The sequence below is a fragment of the Pseudomonas sp. Ga0074129 genome (genome assembly GCA_001465025.1).
In the GTDB taxonomy this organism is placed as follows: Bacteria; Pseudomonadota; Gammaproteobacteria; order Pseudomonadales; family Pseudomonadaceae; genus Aquipseudomonas.
This window is the reverse complement of the sequence record LNDO01000034.1, coordinates 1-15,092: the sequence shown is the minus strand read 5'-3', so window position 1 is coordinate 15,092 and position 15,092 is coordinate 1. Positions and strand designations below refer to the sequence as shown.

Here is a 15,092-nt window from a genome sequence, read left to right as displayed (position 1 = left end):
CTCCTGCTCAAAAATTGAGCAGAAGCAGTTGAACACCTGGGTCAGTTTTCAGTCGGCAGAACAGCCTCTACTGGGTCAGTTTTCGGTCAGCGGCAACAGAAGCTTACCGAAGAGCTGGTCACAGAGAGCACTGTCAGGATGTTTCCGAGCATCGCCAAACTATTGGGAGAGTCCCATGTCACCTACGAAGAGCTGCTGCGCCATGACGAGGTAATTGATCAACTGCTCGATCTTGGACGCGAAAAGCTGGATGAGCTTCGCTTGCTCAAGCCTGATGCGGCTGGCCTGGTGGTTGCTACCGATATAGAGCACGCCTATCAAGTCGCCCAAGCCCTGGAGGCCAAGGGCGAAGGTTGCCGCATCGTGACCAACAAAACCCCGGATGCGCAGCAGGTGATCAATGCATTCAGGCACAACGCCTGCCGATGGATTATCGCAGTTGGAATGATCAGCGAAGGCACGGACCTCCCCCGTCTTCAAGTGTGCTGCTACCTCAGTCGCATCCGTACCGAACTGCATTACCGGCAAGTCCTGGGACGAGTGCTTCGACGTACCGGCGAGTCTGATGATCAGGCGTGGTTATTCATGCTGGCTGAGCCAACGTTGCAGGGTTTGGCGGAGAGAATTGCAGATGATCTGCCGGACGACCTGGCGGTACTGAGCGAGGTGCTGATGCCAGCCTCGACCCCAGCTTCAATATCTGGCTGGATTGCAGCTGCCGACGATATCGATGGCATAGATGACGGTATTGGTAATGGCACCGCGCTGGCAATTGAGGCTGGCGCTACAGGCACCTTCACCCAGGTGGACTCTGCATCTGAGCCAAACCATCAGGTCAGCTTTTCCAAGCACTACCGGCAACAGTTGCTGGCTTGCTTTTGATGCTGCCGTTTGTGTGTCGATCAAAACTCACGCGTCGTTTACGTGGTTGACTGAATCAGGAGATAACCGCATTGACCCTTCCTCACGAAAGAACCCGCAGCGTCATCAAGACCGAAGAATTCCTGCGAGAGCTCTCTCGCGACACCGAACTGCCCCAGGATATCCGCAGCTATGCGAAAAGCCTGCTTAGGCACTATCCGTCGGCCGACCAGATCTTCTCGTTGGGGCGTCTTGAAGAGTGCTTGGTGAGCGATGCACCAGATGATGAATATCGACAGAGGGTGATCGCTTTCCATCAGCCGTTGTTCAGCTCGTCATTGGACTTCATGCGATATAAATGAGAACCGCAACGTTCAGCACTGATTTTGCTCTGTCGGTATCCACCCGCATTGCGCAATGGGTCAAGCGCTTACCCAAAGGGCAACCTTTCTGCATCAGCCGCTTTGCGGAACTTGGAACGCGTGGAGCCATATCCAAGACAGTAGCTCGGCTGGTCAGCCAAGGCGAGCTTGAACGGGTGCTTCGAGGAATCTACATGCGCCCGAAATCCAGTCAATACGTTGCACGGGTTCGCCCAAATGTATGGGAAGTGGTGAGCCTGATTGCCAGACAAAACCGTCAGGTTCTGCAGATCCATGGTGCCAATGCGGTCAGAGCGTTTGGACTGAGCACCCAGATGCCGCTGATTCCGATCTATTACACCAGCGGACCCAGTAGATCTCTATTTATAGGGAAAGCCGAAGTCCGGTTGGTACATGCGGCACCAAAGGTTATGCAGTGTGCCGGAACCGAGGTAGGGACGGCTATCAGCGCCCTATTTTATCTCGGTAAAGATGGCTCCAGCCCAGAATGCATTGCCGCGATTAAGAAGATGCTCAGGCCTGAAGACATAGTCAAACTAATGGCCTGCAAAATGCCTAAATGGATGCGCATGGCGTTGGAGGCATAACCCGTCCTATGAAGCCGCTCCGTATAAAAAATCCCCCTCCTTTATGTCTAATTCGACCAGTGTCGACCAACCATTGATAGACTTAGAGTTAGCTGGCAGGGGCAGGAATAATTTGCTGCATCTTGACGACGGGACGCATCACCGTAGTGATGCTCTTAGATACATACGAGACTCAGAATTAGTAATGCGTATGTACGGATGGAGTTGTGTGGGTTGGCAACCACTAATCAAGAGTTACTCCGAATGGATGCCCACTGAGCACACCTTCTCGAGCATATCGGGCCTCTTGAAGTTGGAGGTGGCGATCCAATAACGGAAAGTCCTTCCTAGGGAAGTTACCCAAATAACGATGCAGGACTCGATACCCAGCTCTGTCGACATAAGGAAAAGCAGCCGCCCGATGCAAATCTTTCGGGATTAGCATACCTGTCTTTGCATCCTCACATGCCTTAGTGAACATCAGAAATCTTGAATGAGGAAGAATGCCTAGTAATGAAGCAGCAAATACCACGCTTCCAAATCTGCTTGATGGGTCCGCCGTGGATGGCCCCTTTGATATGCTCTGCTCGAAGGAAGGCGGATCAGCAAATCGCATACCTCTCTCCGACTGAAAATGAATCCTCGCAGCCCCGCCTCGGCTACCACGAAAGGGAGATTGAAGAAAAATGCTGAGCAGTCTATTGAACAAATCAACCAGTATATTTTGCTGAGTGACTCTACTGCAGGCAAGAGAGTGCTCGACCTTCATGAGCGTGGTAGAGCGGAAACGAGGGAGCCTTGAGTCCTTTGCCGTAATACTGCCTGAGACTGAATTACAGACCTGAACAAAAGCATCCCATGCTTTCGAGTAGTGAGACGCATCGGATAGCGCAATCAACTCTTGATCATGTACGCTGCAAATACACGAATGAACATAACACCAACTTTTTCGCCACATGGGTAAATGACCGCTAGCTACGTCATCTCGCAAACAGTCTGGGCAAAAGAAACGACGGCGACTCCACTCTACCAGGGTATCGTTACATAGGCTAAAATAGTTACTTAACAGATCTGGATTAATATGTTCACGCCCTGCCCCCATGCGCCGACTGGCTGACAAAAAGTCAGTATCCGGATCAGCAGACTTGAGCTCTAGTCCTTCCCACCATTGTGAAGGACGCTCCGCCAATACCAAGCGAGTAAAGTTTGCTGTGTACGGATTAAAGCTGCATCGAAAAAGCCATGATGATAACGTCTCGTCAACACTCGGCGTAGGCAGTCCGTAAAAACTCACACCTAGTAGCCCCAAGGGTTCTTGTTTGCGCGCTGCAGCATATCCAAATCAATTTTCTCAACGCCTAACTTTACTGCATAACACGCAGCACCTCTAATCAAATCAAGAGTCTTATCCATCCGACCGTAGGTGATGGATAAGATCGACCTCACCATCTCTTCAGAATACAAGTGCGACGGTAGCCGCAATGGCAATGACTCCTCGATCTCTAGCAAAAACGATCTAAATTCCTCGTCTTCCCCCCAATCAGCAAGAATGACCTCGTGAAACCGTCTTTTAAATTCATCATTGGACTGTAGGGCGTTGCGTGCGCTAAAGGTGCCGAAGCAGAATAATTTCAGCCCATATTCTGCCCCCAACAACTTTTTTAGAATCGACATATGCATTCGCTGCTCTTGCTTAGAACGCAGCAGCGCATCATGAAACTCATCGATAACTAGACCCCAAATTCTCCTTAGCTTGATAACTTCCCTGATTTCGTTTGGAATATGCGAACCGCCTTTGGCCCCCTGCGCTGCGGTAATAGGTAACCCGAGGGCCAGCGCGAGTTCGGTCTTAAGACTTTTCTTCACGTTAATTTCGGGGGATTCGGCCATGGAGATAAAAGCCAACCTGTCGCTGTTTTTAATACGGCTGGGGATCTTGGATATTATAGCCGTCTTACCGGACCCACCCGGGCCAACTACGAGTAATGCAGGCGCATTCATACGATCAGGGACAGCCTCAATATTATTCATCATTCGAAAAACAGCCTCACTGGAGTTATTATCCACCCAAAGCTCTTCAAGAATTGCAGCTATTCGCACATCAGTATCTTCAGATAAATACTTCCGTTTGTCTGGTCGCACATGCTCGTCACTCATTTGCCATCCTCAGCCTTGAATCTTTTAGGCGGGGCAGAATAGTCAAGTTTAACTGGATCAGATTTAATTATCGGTTTAGCACTGACAGTATCTGGGTAAGCATCAGAGTAGGCTTTCGCCGAAGCTATGCGACGTCGCTCATTTCGCGTTAGAGCAGCGCTATCTTTCTCGATCTTTTGCTTGTCTCTATATGCTCTCCGTCCGCCATCGTCGTCGATCGACCCGGCGCGTACTGGTCGCCGATAAAACTTACTTGCTCGATACTCTTCATAGCTGGGTGCCTGCCCCGTCAAATCAGACAGCCGAATTGGACAGAAATGCCCACCTAGTTTCACCCACACTTCGTTCATATTGAATGGATCAAATTTAACAATAGCGCTCTTCGTGCCAACAAACTGATTTAACACAGGGTCCCAGTAAGTCTGGCCATGTAACTTAATACCATCCGGGTTTACGTTCCGGCTTTCTTGAGGCATAAACCATAGCTTCAGTTGCTCGATATCTGATAGCTTCGATGGATAGGGAATGCCACCATTGGGTGCATAATAATCAACCCATGCTTGCCTCGGACTAATTTTTAATTCGCTGTGAACCGTCGAATGATAGACAACTACTTCGCGCGCAAACCAGCGAGTAAACTCGGAGAAAGTCATGGTGGCATTTTTTTCACTGTCGAGTTTACGGCGTGCCACCGAATTCGACATTGTAGTGCCCTTCAAGAAATGAACTTTGGTCGTCATAAATGTGCCGATTAATCGCTCAACATGCCCACCATAATGCTTTTTTCCGACAGGCCTGTATTCAGGGTGTATTCCAAATGTATTGCACCCAGCCATAAATTTTGGACTAGTGAACTCAGCGGCATTGTCCATATGTAAAACCTCAGGCTTGCCATAATAAGGATAATCCGCAAGATCTAACCCTACACTCTTAACAAAACCTGCTTTAGGAAGAATACTTTGGCTAAATGCACATGCTACCGAAACAGTTGACGGAACGTGAAGACTGAGGTAATACCCAAGAATCACTCTTGTTCTTAAATCCATTACAACTGTCCACCAGGGGCGACCAATCACATTTATACGATCATCTGCTAGAAGCATCTCATCGACGAGTGTATGGTCCATCTGCACCCACTGCAGCGGTCTTTCAACAATTTTTTTACCAGGGCGCGCTGAGAATAGTTGGGCCGCTGCATCAGCGCCCTGCTGTATTTTTACTCTATTCTTTTCTGAAAGGATTAACCGTACACGACGCAAAACTGTGTCTTTGCAAGGACAAGGAAGGCCCTGCTCCTTACACGCAACATCAACCTCCACCCATACTTTGCTGTAACTGGCGGCTCTAGAATCGAAAACTTTATGAGTTGCGTTATCAATAATTACTTCAACTGCTTCATCCAGCCGGGTGATACCTTTCTTAACTCCCCGCCTCTGGAGAACCAATGATAGCGGGCCGATGCTTTCGTCATAGCTCCTAGCCATTTTAAAAAAATAGCTTCGCGATGAATTAAGCAGCAAGCAAGCCTGACTGGTAGTTACTTCACCTGCTTTCCACTGCTTAATTACATTGAAACGCGCAGCAGCCAGCAATAGCGCATCTTCCGTATAGTTATTTATATCCCATACGGTGTCATTATTATCGGGCGTTATCCCTGCATTTAAATCAATTCTTTCGATGTCGCGCATAGAAACCATTAACGCTTCGCCAGATGCGCTAACGATTACCCTGATGTTCTTAGGGCTGAATATTTGCTGAACTTTTGCGAGCTTTCCTTTCGCGACTACGAGTTCTCCAGGAGTTAGCTGGTCGGTCATAGATAATTCCCATAACACTACGCAAACATGATCAAAAAGTAGACTATGAGCGGAGTTTTCGCCAGCGCAGTCTACTTTTTAAACTATTTAACGCCTATGCTATTGATTTATTTATGAAAACCTTGCTCTCTTTTTTCAACAAGCGCCACAGGATTCACAGCGTGCTGTGCAACACCAACGTAATCTATGCCGTGGAGCCCTATCCCCCTGATAAAGCCCACACCGCAGCTACTAAAAATGCTCAGTCACGATCGAGCAAATGGAACCGTGGCAAACCAATATGCCAATGCATGGCTGCCAGGCGGATAAACAGCACCGTGAGCATTGCCACGGCGGTGTCCAACCAATGCGGCGTACCCAATGTGCGCATGCCGATAAACACCAAGGCACCGGCTATGCAGGCCGTTGCGTAGATTTCCTTCTGGAAAATCAGCGGGATTTCGTTGCAAATCACATCGCGCATAACGCCGCCAGCCACGCCGGTCATCACGCCCATGATGATTGCCGTGCTGTGCGGCACGTTGTGTTGCATGGCCACTTCAGTGCCGATCACAGTGAACACAGCCAAACCAAAGGCATCAGCCAGCAGCAGACCTTTTTCGTGAATCGGACGCGTCAGGCGTACCCAGGCAACGGTGCCAATGGCTGCCAGTGACGCGACGACAATATATATGTCGTCGCGTATCCAGCTCACCGGGTGATTGTCCAGAATCACATCGCGCAAGGTGCCGCCACCAAGCGCCGTGACGATGGCAATCACCAGCACGCCAAATAGGTCCATGGACTTACGCCCCGCCATCAATGCCCCGGTGATGGCAAATACCGCAACGCCAAATAAGTCGGCCATGTAGAACAGTTGCGACATGCTGACCTCAGGACGAAACGGGCGTACGCATGGTGACAAACTCTTCGGCCGCCGTTGGATGCACGCCGATGGTTTCATCAAAAATCTGCTTGGTAGCACCCGCCTTCAGTGCAACGGCCAGACCTTGCACAATTTCACCGGCGTCTGGCCCGACCATATGGCAACCCAGCACGCGGTCAGAGTCGGCATCCACCACCAGTTTCATCAGCGTGCGCTCCTGGGCCTCGGTCAAGGCCAGTTTCATCGGGCGGAAGCGGCTTTCATACACCTTGACGTTATAGCCCTCCTCCCTAGCTTGCTCCTCACAGAGCCCAACGGTGCCGATATTAGGCAGGCTGAATACAGCGGTTGGGATCATTCGGTAATCGACTTTGCGGTATTCATCTGGTTTGAACAGCCTGCGGGCCACAGCCATGCCTTCAGCCAAGGCTACAGGCGTTAACTGCACGCGCCCGATTACATCGCCGATGGCCAGAATCGACGGCGTGCTGGTTTGGTACTGCTCGTCAACCTGGATAAAACCGCGCTCATCAAGCGCCACCTGTGTATTTTCCAAGCCGAGATTGTCGAGCATCGGACGGCGGCCGGTGGCGTAGAAAATACAGTCGGCGTGCAGCACCCGGCCGTCTTTCAGAGTGGCCTGAAGACTGCCATCGGCTTGCTTGTCGATACGGGCGATGTCGCTGTTGAATTGCAGGTTAAGCCCGCGTTTATTCAGCTCATCCTGAAGGTGCAAGCGCACAGCCTTATCGAAGCCACGCAGGAATAAATCACCGCGATACAACAATGTTGTTTCAGCGCCTAGGCCATTAAAAATTGAGGCAAACTCCACTGCGATGTAACCGCCACCGACGACCAGAACCCGCTGGGGTAACTGCGGCAGGAAGAACGCCTGGTTGGAATCAATCGCATGCTCGTGGCCGGGAATTTCTGGAATTTGCGGCCAACCGCCTGTGGCGATCAGGATGTGCTTGGCGCTGTAACGCTTACCCGCAAGCTCAACGCTGTGTTCACCAACAATACGCGCATGACCTTCAAGCAGGGTTACGCCGCTGTTGATCAGCAGGCTGCGGTAAATGCCGTTGAGCCGTTCGATCTCACGGTTCTTGTTGGCTATCAGTGTCGGCCAGTCAAAACTCGACTCACCTACTTTCCAGCCAAAACCCTGTGCCTGCTCAAATTCATCGGCGAAATGCGCACCATAGACCAGCAGCTTTTTCGGCACACAGCCGACGTTGACACAAGTGCCACCCAAGTAACGGCTCTCGGCTACCGCTACTCGTGCGCCATAGCCAGCCGCAAAACGGGCTGCACGCACACCGCCGGAACCGGCACCGATCACAAACAGGTCGAAGTCGTAAGTCATTTCAGCCTCCAAAGCAGGCTGCAAGCATACCCGATGCACTGCAAAGGCCTAAGCTTGAAGCGTTAGAAAAGGAGAACCGTTATGTGCCCTGCCCTGACTCATGTCGCCTTGCATGTGCCTGACTTGGATGCCTGCGTGGCTTTTTATCAGCAATTCTGTGCCATGAGGGTGATCCACCAACGCGCCGGTAAGGGATCACACATTGTCTGGATGGCTGAAGTGGGTAAAGAACAGCACTTTATCTTTGTCATCATGCCTGGCGGGCAAAGTCGTCAATTAGCCGCTAATGATTACAGTCACTTTGGCTTTGCTGTGAACAGTCGGCATGAAGTTGACGCCATCGCTGAAAGAGCGCGCATCGAAGGGTGTTTAATCTGGGCACCACGCGACGAACCGTATCCGGTGGGGTATTACTGTGGCGTGCGAGATCCAGCAGGTAATTATGTCGAGTTTAGTTTTGGGCAGCCCTTGGGGCCGGGTGCTGAGCCATTACTTTGAATGCAAACAGCCACCCGCAGGTGGCTGTTTAAAACGCTATCAAACCCGGATCAGTAGGCTTTGCCGGTTTTATAGAGATTTTCGAAGCAGAAGTTGGTGGCTTCAATGTAGCCTTCCGCGCCGCCACAATCGAAACGCTTGCCCTTGAATTTATACGCCATCACGCAACCATTTTGCGCCTGCTTCATTAGGGCATCAGTGATCTGGATTTCGCCACCTTTGCCGGGCTCGGTTTGTTCGATCAAATCGAAGATATCCGGAGTCAGAATGTAGCGACCAATAATCGCCAGATTTGAGGGCGCATCCTCAGGCTTTGGCTTTTCAACCATGCTGTTGACCCGGTAAATGTCGTCACGAATCATCTCGCCAGAAATGACGCCGTATTTGTGAGTTTCCTCCGGCGGTACTTCTTGAATAGCCACGATGGAGCAGCGGAACTGGTTATACAGTTTGACCATTTGAGTCAATACCGCATCACCTTCAAGGTTCAGGCACAGGTCATCAGCCAGAACAACGGCAAAAGGCTCATCACCAATGAGTGGTCGGCCACAAAGGATGGCATGGCCCAGACCTTTCATTTCAACCTGGCGGGTGTAGGAAAAGCTGCATTCGTCAATTAAGCGGCGAATGCCAACCAGGTATTTTTCTTTGTCGGTGTCGCGGATCTGGTGTTCAAGCTCGTAACTGATGTCGAAGTGATCTTCCAGTGCCCGCTTACCACGACCCGTAATCATGGCTATTTCAGTGAGCCCAGCCTCGAGTGCTTCCTCTACGCCGTACTGAATAAGCGGCTTGTTCACAATCGGCAGCATTTCCTTGGGCATGGCCTTGGTGGCTGGCAGAAAACGTGTGCCGTAACCGGCAGCAGGGAACAAGCACTTTTTAATCATGGGGAGCCTTGATAGAGATGAGGTGAAGAATGCGTGCGCAGTTTATCAGGCTGCACTGGCCTTACAATGGCCAAGCGCAGGCCGTCCTATGCCTCGGTAGATAAAACCCTGCTCTGCCAGATGCTGCGCGTCATAGATATTGCGACCATCAAGCAGCACCGGCATGCGCATCAGGCCGCGTATCCTTGCAAAATCAGGCTGGCGGAACTGCTTCCACTCAGTCACCAGCACCAGTGCATCAGCGCCTTCGACAACGCTATACGGTGAGGTGCTGAGACGCAGTTGGCCGCTGCTAATAGCCGCGCTGTAACGTTTGGCCAGCGCTGGGGTCGCCACCGGATCACAGGCGTGCACACGCACGCCAACAGCCAATAGTGCATCCAGTAATACGAGGCTGGGAGCCTCGCGCAGATCGTCTGTCCCAGGCTTAAAAGCCAGCCCCCAGATAGCCACTACTCGACCTTGCCAATAACCTGAAAAGTGCTCGCGCAGTGCTTGAAACAGTAATGTTTTCTGCAGCGCATTACGCGCTTCAACCGCGCGTAAGATGCCCGGCTCCATGCCTTCCTGCTCGGCGCAGCGGATTAATGCCCTGACATCTTTGGGAAAGCACGAGCCACCATAACCACAGCCCGCGTAAATAAAGTGCGTGCCAATGCGTTTGTCGCTGCCAATGCCGCGCCTCACATCTTCAATATCCACATCCAAGCGTGCGCAAAGACTGGCCATCTCGTTGATAAAGGAGATCTTTGTAGCGAGAAAAGCATTGGCTGCATATTTGCTGAATTCTGCAGCACGCAAGCCCATGCACAGTAAGCGTTCGTGGTTGCGCAAAAAAGGCGCATACAAGCGCCGCAGGATGTCGTGTCCTAAAGGCACATCGCAACCGACGATGACACGATCTGGCCGCATGAAGTCTTCAATCGCTGAGCCTTCTTTTAAGAACTCCGGATTGCTCGCCAGCGTGATGACAATACTTTTACCCCGAGCGCTCAATCGATTGTTTATGCGTTGGGCAACACGCTCAGCCGTACCCACCGGCACGGTCGACTTATTGACTACCAGGCATTCATGCTCAAGCAGTAAGCCCAACTCGTCTGCGACTTTTAAAACATGGGAAAGGTCAGCAGAACCATCCTCCCCGCTGGGCGTGCCGACCGCAACGAAGATAACGTCTGCCTGCTTAATGCCTTCATGCAGTTGATCGGTAAAGCTAAGTTGGCCACTTGCCAGGTGCGTTTGCAGCATGGTGTCCAGGCCGGGCTCATAAATGGGCGACTATCCTCCGGCAAGCCGAGCTACACGCCCAGCATCACGCTCTACACAGCTCACCCGATTGCCCATTTCGGCAAAACAAGCGGCTGAAACCAGCCCCACATAACCCGCGCCGATTACGCAAATGCGCATGACCTGCCCTCCTCTCTGAGTTGCTGCGATTGCAGCTAAGGCAGGTTGCAGACGAATGACAACTTTACGACGCTTGAGTGACGCACTCGAATGGCGCGCATAAAAAAAACGGCCTAAGCCGGTTTTTGAAGGGTTGAACCATGATGTTCTGCTGACCCTATTTAGTTTGGTGCCGAAGACGGAATCGAAATAGATGCTACAGGCCAGCAAATAATGGGCATTTATGCTGGCTATATAAAAAGTACCCCTAAACGTACCCCTAAAAGATAAAGCACCCTCAACCACAGCACTCTGGTGATAGGTCAGCGCTGGGGACTCGATGGCACTAGGCGCAGCGGTTCGACAAGCCCGGCGCGGGCCATGATTTGCATTGCCATCGGATCACCGGCTTGGGCGTCGCTCAGCAGCTCAGCGACCAGCGCGTACAGGTTCGCTTTCCACTCGATACCGCGCCTGGCTTCGTCAATCTCTGCTCTGGTCATTACAGATCATCGAATGGGTTGTTTGGTCTGCCCTTGGCGCTGCCGCCAACCTTGGCGCGGGCCTCGGGGTCTAGGTACAGGTCGCGCTCCATCAGCCGGAGCTGAGACAGCTTGGCCGCCGGGAACTGGCACGGATCGGCTCGGAACTCGGCCTCGATGCAACAGTAACGGGCCACCTTTGCGGCGTCGGCTTGGGTGTACAGATTGCACCTGCTCATTACCTGCTCGACTTCGCTCCAGACTGCCAGCGCGGTGCCGTTCAGGTACTCAGGCGGGCGCGGATAACCCTCGGCTGGGGGTTGATAGTCTGCCTGGCCTTGCGCGTGCCTGTCGGCGCGGAAAGAGCCCTTCAGCTTGTGTACGTTGTTGGGTGTGCGCCTGGCGACCATGCAAACCTCGCGATGTTTGAAGTGACGACGTAAGAAAAAGGCTCCCCCCGTCGTTCGGAGCCGGGCATTGTTCTGACTTTTGCCATACCCCCTCCCTAGCTCACGGCACCGATCAAGCGAGCTGTATGTCTACGTCGTCAGCGCCGCACAGCAGCACGTCAGCGAGGCGCTTGGCTCGGTCGTAGGCTTCCTGTTCACTGCTGCCTTGAAGCACTGCCAGCGTGCGGCCTTGGTGTTTGAGGCGTGCGTGATATAGATCAGGCAGGCCGCGCATTTGTCTGTAGGCCACTTGGCCCTGTTCTATCGGTATCAACATGATGTGTTCCAGGTAGGTAAAAAGCCTGCCACCGACTCGCGAGAGAATCGCGCAGGCTGTCGCGGTTATTCATGCGGGCCACTCACGACTAACGCCCATCCGGGCTTTCCCCTAAGGGCCGCCCCGGTCGCGGTTTGGAGCTTTAAGCTACGATTTTGAGAACCGCACCGGCGGAGAACACAGCCAGGCCGGCGCGCATCTCTGCCAGCAGCGTGACCATGTTGGTGGTGAAGTTGGTGCCGTCCTCACGGCTCGCCATAACGGTGACGTTTTCGCGATCCAACAGCGCGACCTGGCCAGCGTCCAGAACCAGAGTGGTGCCGGTGGCAAGGCTTGGGGTGGTAACTACCGGGACACCCCACAGGCTTGGACCGGATGGGTCACGCGGGCTGCCCAGCACGTACTGACCATCCCCGGAATCAGCGCGCTCACTTGCAATAGCGAACCAGTCGGCAGGGTTCATAACGATCAGCGAAGGCATCCAGCCAGCAGCCTCTAGCGCGGTCTTGGCTTCCCCGATAGCGTCGGCGGGTTTAGCGCCTACGGTCGGAGTGAACGCGGTAGCCTGAGGAACCAAGCCATGAATGCGGCCAGTGCCACCAGGGCCATTAAGCAGCTCGTTCTCCAGCTTGGCGCGAACGCCATACGACAACAGGTTGTCGAGTTGCTGGGTCAGGGCCGGGGCATCGCTCAGCACTTGTAGCGATGCGCGCGTCCAATGGGCGATGGTGCTGATATTTGCCGTAACCAGTTGGCTTGCCACGCTAGCCTCGGCCTTCGCGTCACCCTCTGCAACCTGGACGGCGGCGGCGTTGGTGTAACCGTTTAGGCGGACATACTCAAAAGAGCTGCCTGCTACCTTCAAGCTAACCATGCTGTCCAACAGGCTCAGCGGGCGCTGGGGGTTGTTGTGCAGATTGGTGTCGCGGATAGCCTGAGTGCCATAGCTGGTGTTTGTCACCGCGGCTTTCTGATAAGCCTTGCTGCTTGCAATCTCAACACGGCCAGTACCCGGTGCGCCGTTAAGCATCGCCTTGAGCTGGTCGGATTTAATGAAAGAATCCGCCACGCTTGCCGGGCTGTTCTCCAGAGACATAAACATCCCGCCGCTGCTGCCTTTCTGCGCCAGGTCAGCCATTGAATCCCACAGGCGGCTGTATTGGCCGCGCACTTCCTCGAGCTGCTTTGTCACGTCACCCTTGAAGGCGTTAACAGCGTCGGCGTGTTCTTGTACTGCCTTGATAACTTCAGTGCTCATTGGGTATTACCTCGAATCGAAACGGAGGCCGCTTTCAGTGCGGCGATAATTTGCTCGGGATCATCCGCCGGCTCAGCATCGCGCTGAGTAAGAGCGGGCCACGCCAAGCCAGTGAGCGTCTTTGCTTGGCGGCGTGATAAGCCCAGGGCATCGCGCACCAGGCCTTCGAATTCTTTTGGGGTATCGCAGTCGTCTAGCGTTTTCACTGCGCGTACAACTGCGCCAGGGTTGGCCGGAACAGATACGAGGCTGATTTCTGCCAGGTCTACGCGCTTGAAGTAACGAACGCCGCTTTCGGTGTAGCTGTCTGACTCTTTAGCTTGAAAGCCGATTGATAGGCTCAGGCCTTTAGACTTCAGCAGCGGATAAGCCTCGGCGGCCTTCTGAATGCTCAGCTCGAGCCTGCCGTGGGCCTCTAACCCGTCCTGCTTTTCTTCCAGGCTTAACCAGGAGCCGACCGGCTCGTCACGCTTGTGCTGCCACAGCATCGCCGGCATAGAACCTTGGGCGGCGTGACGGCTCAGGCTTTCAGAGAACGCGCCAGGCAGGATCATGTCGCCCTGCCTGTCTACCTGGCTGAAGTCCCACGCAATAGCGACGAACTCCCCGGCATCCCCCAGGCTTTTCAGGTGCAAGGGCAAATCAATATTCAGCTTCATTCGACCTCGCTGTCAGGCAGTGCCTGAATCCGTTTAATCAGCATCTGCCCAAGCTCGAGCGCTTGGTCGATAAACTCAGGGGTTCCCGGTGCCTGGCTGCGATCTCCAGTCAGCGCGACGACCAAGCCGCAAGCCAGCAAATTTCCTTCGTTGGCCTTCTCGCGCAGCTGGAGCCATGCGGCGTCCATCTCTTTCTTGGTTGGCTTTACTTGCCGGCCTCTGACTGCTTCGCTCATCGTCAAAACCTCAAAATGTTATGTAATAACGTAATAAGGTCAGATTAGACCTAAATACTGTATGTATCAACAGTACCTGCCTGCTTTTACAAAAATTGTTGCGGTTAATGGGAAGAAGGTTCCCCCGTCGCCGGGCCGTTGTTACTTTCTACCCACCCCTCCCAGGCTGCGTGCGGTGCGCTTGGCGGGCTTTGCGGTTCCGGTTCCGTGTCGGGCTGCGGCCAGTGTTGGCTTTGTTGTCCGATTATCGGGCATCAATCCGGGGCGGGAACCTGATTTGCCCGCGGTGCAGATGGTGCGCGCAAAACTGCTCACATCCCCACCTGTGCATAGATGCCCTGAAAACTGAGGGTATCTGCCGCTTTTTGCCCTATATACATCCTCTCCAATTGAAAATGCAGGAAACGGCCACGGCCCACGGTTGACGGGCCTTTTGGCTGTGCTGTGAAAATGCATGAGCGGGGCTTTTATGGGGTGGTAAAACGCCACACCATTCACCATTGGTGGCTGGTGCTGCGGTTTTTCCGTAGTGAGCCACCAGGCCGGGACCGTTTAATTGTTGTGCTGAGACACATTTATGCGGGCCGGTGGGCACTACACAAAAAGTGTAGTGCGGTCGATTGGGTGGACTTCCTCAGGCTGAGGAAGTTACCGACGGGGTAACGGTTGGCTACCCCGTCAGCAGGTCACACAATGCGCAGCTCATGCGGCGGCAGTTCTTGGCTCATGCCTCTCCCCATTTTTCAGCAGCGTATGTATTCGGGCTTATCGCAGTCGGCAAGGCCGCCATACTGCCCTCGAAGGCCGCCAACTTTCCCCGAAGGCCGTCACTGTTTTCTGTGGCCGGCGATTTTCAAGGTAGTTGTCGCGTGAGCGTGTCACGCTGCCTTTGATGTTTGCTGCAGTACCGCTTCCCGCTCCGGGTTCAGGCACACGATTGGT

The 15,092-nt window shown here is 53.2% G+C and carries 15 protein-coding genes and 2 pseudogenes; 4 read left to right on the top strand and 13 right to left on the bottom strand.

The window, feature by feature from the left end:
* Positions 1 to 93: 93 nt before the first annotated feature.
* The 3 genes and pseudogenes from AUK77_RS01955 to AUK77_RS01945 all read left to right on the top strand — a co-directional run.
* Positions 94 to 882: pseudogene (locus tag AUK77_RS01955) on the top strand (helicase-related protein); the annotation flags it as partial.
* Between the two features lie 71 nt (positions 883 to 953).
* A complete protein-coding gene (locus AUK77_RS01950) occupies positions 954 to 1,223 on the top strand; it encodes a BPSL0761 family protein (protein ID WP_296125589.1) in 270 nt (89 codons plus the stop codon).
* A complete protein-coding gene (locus AUK77_RS01945) occupies positions 1,220 to 1,831 on the top strand; it encodes a DUF6088 family protein (protein ID WP_296125587.1) in 612 nt (203 codons plus the stop codon). The genes AUK77_RS01950 and AUK77_RS01945 overlap by 4 nt, the downstream gene beginning before the upstream one ends.
* Before the next feature lie 223 nt (positions 1,832 to 2,054).
* On the opposite strand, the gene AUK77_RS18930 is transcribed toward AUK77_RS01945, so the two are convergent.
* From AUK77_RS18930 to gorA, 5 genes are all read right to left on the bottom strand, one after another.
* Entirely contained in the window at positions 2,055 to 3,104 is a 1,050-nt protein-coding gene (locus AUK77_RS18930; RefSeq protein WP_363079352.1) for a TniQ family protein, read from the bottom strand.
* A 2-nt stretch (positions 3,105 to 3,106) separates the two neighbouring features.
* Positions 3,107 to 3,967, bottom strand: coding sequence for a TniB family NTP-binding protein (locus AUK77_RS01940; protein WP_296125585.1), 861 nt, complete (start codon positions 3,965 to 3,967; stop codon positions 3,107 to 3,109).
* Positions 3,964 to 5,784 carry a transposase family protein gene (locus AUK77_RS01935; RefSeq protein WP_296125584.1) on the bottom strand — a complete coding sequence of 607 codons (1,821 nt, stop codon included), beginning with the start codon at positions 5,782 to 5,784 and terminating at the stop codon, positions 3,964 to 3,966. The genes AUK77_RS01940 and AUK77_RS01935 overlap by 4 nt, the downstream gene beginning before the upstream one ends.
* A gap of 241 nt (positions 5,785 to 6,025) precedes the next feature.
* Positions 6,026 to 6,649: a trimeric intracellular cation channel family protein gene (locus AUK77_RS01930; protein WP_296125582.1), complete on the bottom strand. Its 624-nt coding sequence runs from the start codon at positions 6,647 to 6,649 to the stop codon at positions 6,026 to 6,028.
* A gap of 7 nt (positions 6,650 to 6,656) precedes the next feature.
* Positions 6,657 to 8,015: a glutathione-disulfide reductase gene (gene gorA / locus AUK77_RS01925; protein ID WP_296125580.1), complete on the bottom strand. Its 1,359-nt coding sequence runs from the start codon at positions 8,013 to 8,015 to the stop codon at positions 6,657 to 6,659.
* Between the two features lie 81 nt (positions 8,016 to 8,096).
* Here gorA and AUK77_RS01920 point away from each other — a divergent pair, with 81 nt between their 5' ends.
* Positions 8,097 to 8,513, top strand: coding sequence for a VOC family protein (locus AUK77_RS01920; RefSeq protein WP_296125578.1), 417 nt, complete (start codon positions 8,097 to 8,099; stop codon positions 8,511 to 8,513).
* 50 nt (positions 8,514 to 8,563) lie between these two features.
* Here AUK77_RS01920 and galU read toward each other — a convergent pair whose 3' ends face one another.
* The 8 genes and pseudogenes from galU to AUK77_RS01880 all read right to left on the bottom strand — a co-directional run bounded on the left by galU (position 8,564) and on the right by AUK77_RS01880 (position 14,150).
* Positions 8,564 to 9,403, bottom strand: a complete 840-nt coding sequence (gene galU, locus AUK77_RS01915; RefSeq protein WP_296125576.1) for a UTP--glucose-1-phosphate uridylyltransferase GalU — start codon at positions 9,401 to 9,403, stop codon at positions 8,564 to 8,566.
* Between the two features lie 45 nt (positions 9,404 to 9,448).
* Positions 9,449 to 10,810 (bottom strand): annotated as a pseudogene (locus AUK77_RS01910) (UDP-glucose/GDP-mannose dehydrogenase family protein).
* 302 nt (positions 10,811 to 11,112) lie between these two features.
* Positions 11,113 to 11,292: a hypothetical protein gene (locus AUK77_RS01905; RefSeq protein WP_296125574.1), complete on the bottom strand. Its 180-nt coding sequence runs from the start codon at positions 11,290 to 11,292 to the stop codon at positions 11,113 to 11,115.
* Positions 11,292 to 11,681 carry a hypothetical protein gene (locus tag AUK77_RS01900; protein WP_296125573.1) on the bottom strand — a complete coding sequence of 130 codons (390 nt, stop codon included), beginning with the start codon at positions 11,679 to 11,681 and terminating at the stop codon, positions 11,292 to 11,294. The genes AUK77_RS01905 and AUK77_RS01900 overlap by 1 nt, the downstream gene beginning before the upstream one ends.
* Before the next feature lie 112 nt (positions 11,682 to 11,793).
* Positions 11,794 to 11,997 carry a hypothetical protein gene (locus AUK77_RS01895; RefSeq protein ID WP_296125571.1) on the bottom strand — a complete coding sequence of 68 codons (204 nt, stop codon included), beginning with the start codon at positions 11,995 to 11,997 and terminating at the stop codon, positions 11,794 to 11,796.
* A gap of 142 nt (positions 11,998 to 12,139) precedes the next feature.
* A complete protein-coding gene (locus AUK77_RS01890; RefSeq protein ID WP_296125569.1) occupies positions 12,140 to 13,255 on the bottom strand; it encodes a phage major capsid protein in 1,116 nt (371 codons plus the stop codon).
* On the bottom strand, positions 13,252 to 13,914 hold the full coding sequence (locus AUK77_RS01885; RefSeq protein ID WP_296125568.1) for an HK97 family phage prohead protease: 663 nt from the start codon (positions 13,912 to 13,914) through the stop codon (positions 13,252 to 13,254). The genes AUK77_RS01890 and AUK77_RS01885 overlap by 4 nt, the downstream gene beginning before the upstream one ends.
* On the bottom strand, positions 13,911 to 14,150 hold the full coding sequence (locus AUK77_RS01880) for a hypothetical protein (protein WP_296125566.1): 240 nt from the start codon (positions 14,148 to 14,150) through the stop codon (positions 13,911 to 13,913). Before AUK77_RS01880 ends, AUK77_RS01885 begins: the two co-directional genes overlap by 4 nt.
* Positions 14,151 to 15,092 lie beyond the last annotated feature (942 nt).

What these genes read in the sequence shown, in the direction of transcription:
- AUK77_RS01890 (WP_296125569.1), bottom strand. Translation starts at nt 13,255, where the DNA reads ATGAGCACTGAAGTTATCAAGGCAGTACAAGAACACGCCGACGCTGTT.
- AUK77_RS01930 (WP_296125582.1), bottom strand. Translation starts at nt 6,649, where the DNA reads ATGTCGCAACTGTTCTACATGGCCGACTTATTTGGCGTTGCGGTATTT.
- galU (WP_296125576.1), bottom strand. Translation starts at nt 9,403, where the DNA reads ATGATTAAAAAGTGCTTGTTCCCTGCTGCCGGTTACGGCACACGTTTT.
- AUK77_RS01935 (WP_296125584.1), bottom strand. Translation starts at nt 5,784, where the DNA reads ATGACCGACCAGCTAACTCCTGGAGAACTCGTAGTCGCGAAAGGAAAG.
- AUK77_RS01880 (WP_296125566.1), bottom strand. Translation starts at nt 14,150, where the DNA reads ATGAGCGAAGCAGTCAGAGGCCGGCAAGTAAAGCCAACCAAGAAAGAG.
- AUK77_RS01885 (WP_296125568.1), bottom strand. Translation starts at nt 13,914, where the DNA reads ATGAAGCTGAATATTGATTTGCCCTTGCACCTGAAAAGCCTGGGGGAT.
- AUK77_RS01905 (WP_296125574.1), bottom strand. Translation starts at nt 11,292, where the DNA reads ATGACCAGAGCAGAGATTGACGAAGCCAGGCGCGGTATCGAGTGGAAA.
- AUK77_RS01895 (WP_296125571.1), bottom strand. Translation starts at nt 11,997, where the DNA reads ATGTTGATACCGATAGAACAGGGCCAAGTGGCCTACAGACAAATGCGC.
- AUK77_RS01900 (WP_296125573.1), bottom strand. Translation starts at nt 11,681, where the DNA reads ATGGTCGCCAGGCGCACACCCAACAACGTACACAAGCTGAAGGGCTCT.
- AUK77_RS01940 (WP_296125585.1), bottom strand. Translation starts at nt 3,967, where the DNA reads ATGAGTGACGAGCATGTGCGACCAGACAAACGGAAGTATTTATCTGAA.
- gorA (WP_296125580.1), bottom strand. Translation starts at nt 8,015, where the DNA reads ATGACTTACGACTTCGACCTGTTTGTGATCGGTGCCGGTTCCGGCGGT.
- AUK77_RS01920 (WP_296125578.1), top strand. Translation starts at nt 8,097, where the DNA reads ATGTGCCCTGCCCTGACTCATGTCGCCTTGCATGTGCCTGACTTGGAT.
- AUK77_RS01945 (WP_296125587.1), top strand. Translation starts at nt 1,220, where the DNA reads ATGAGAACCGCAACGTTCAGCACTGATTTTGCTCTGTCGGTATCCACC.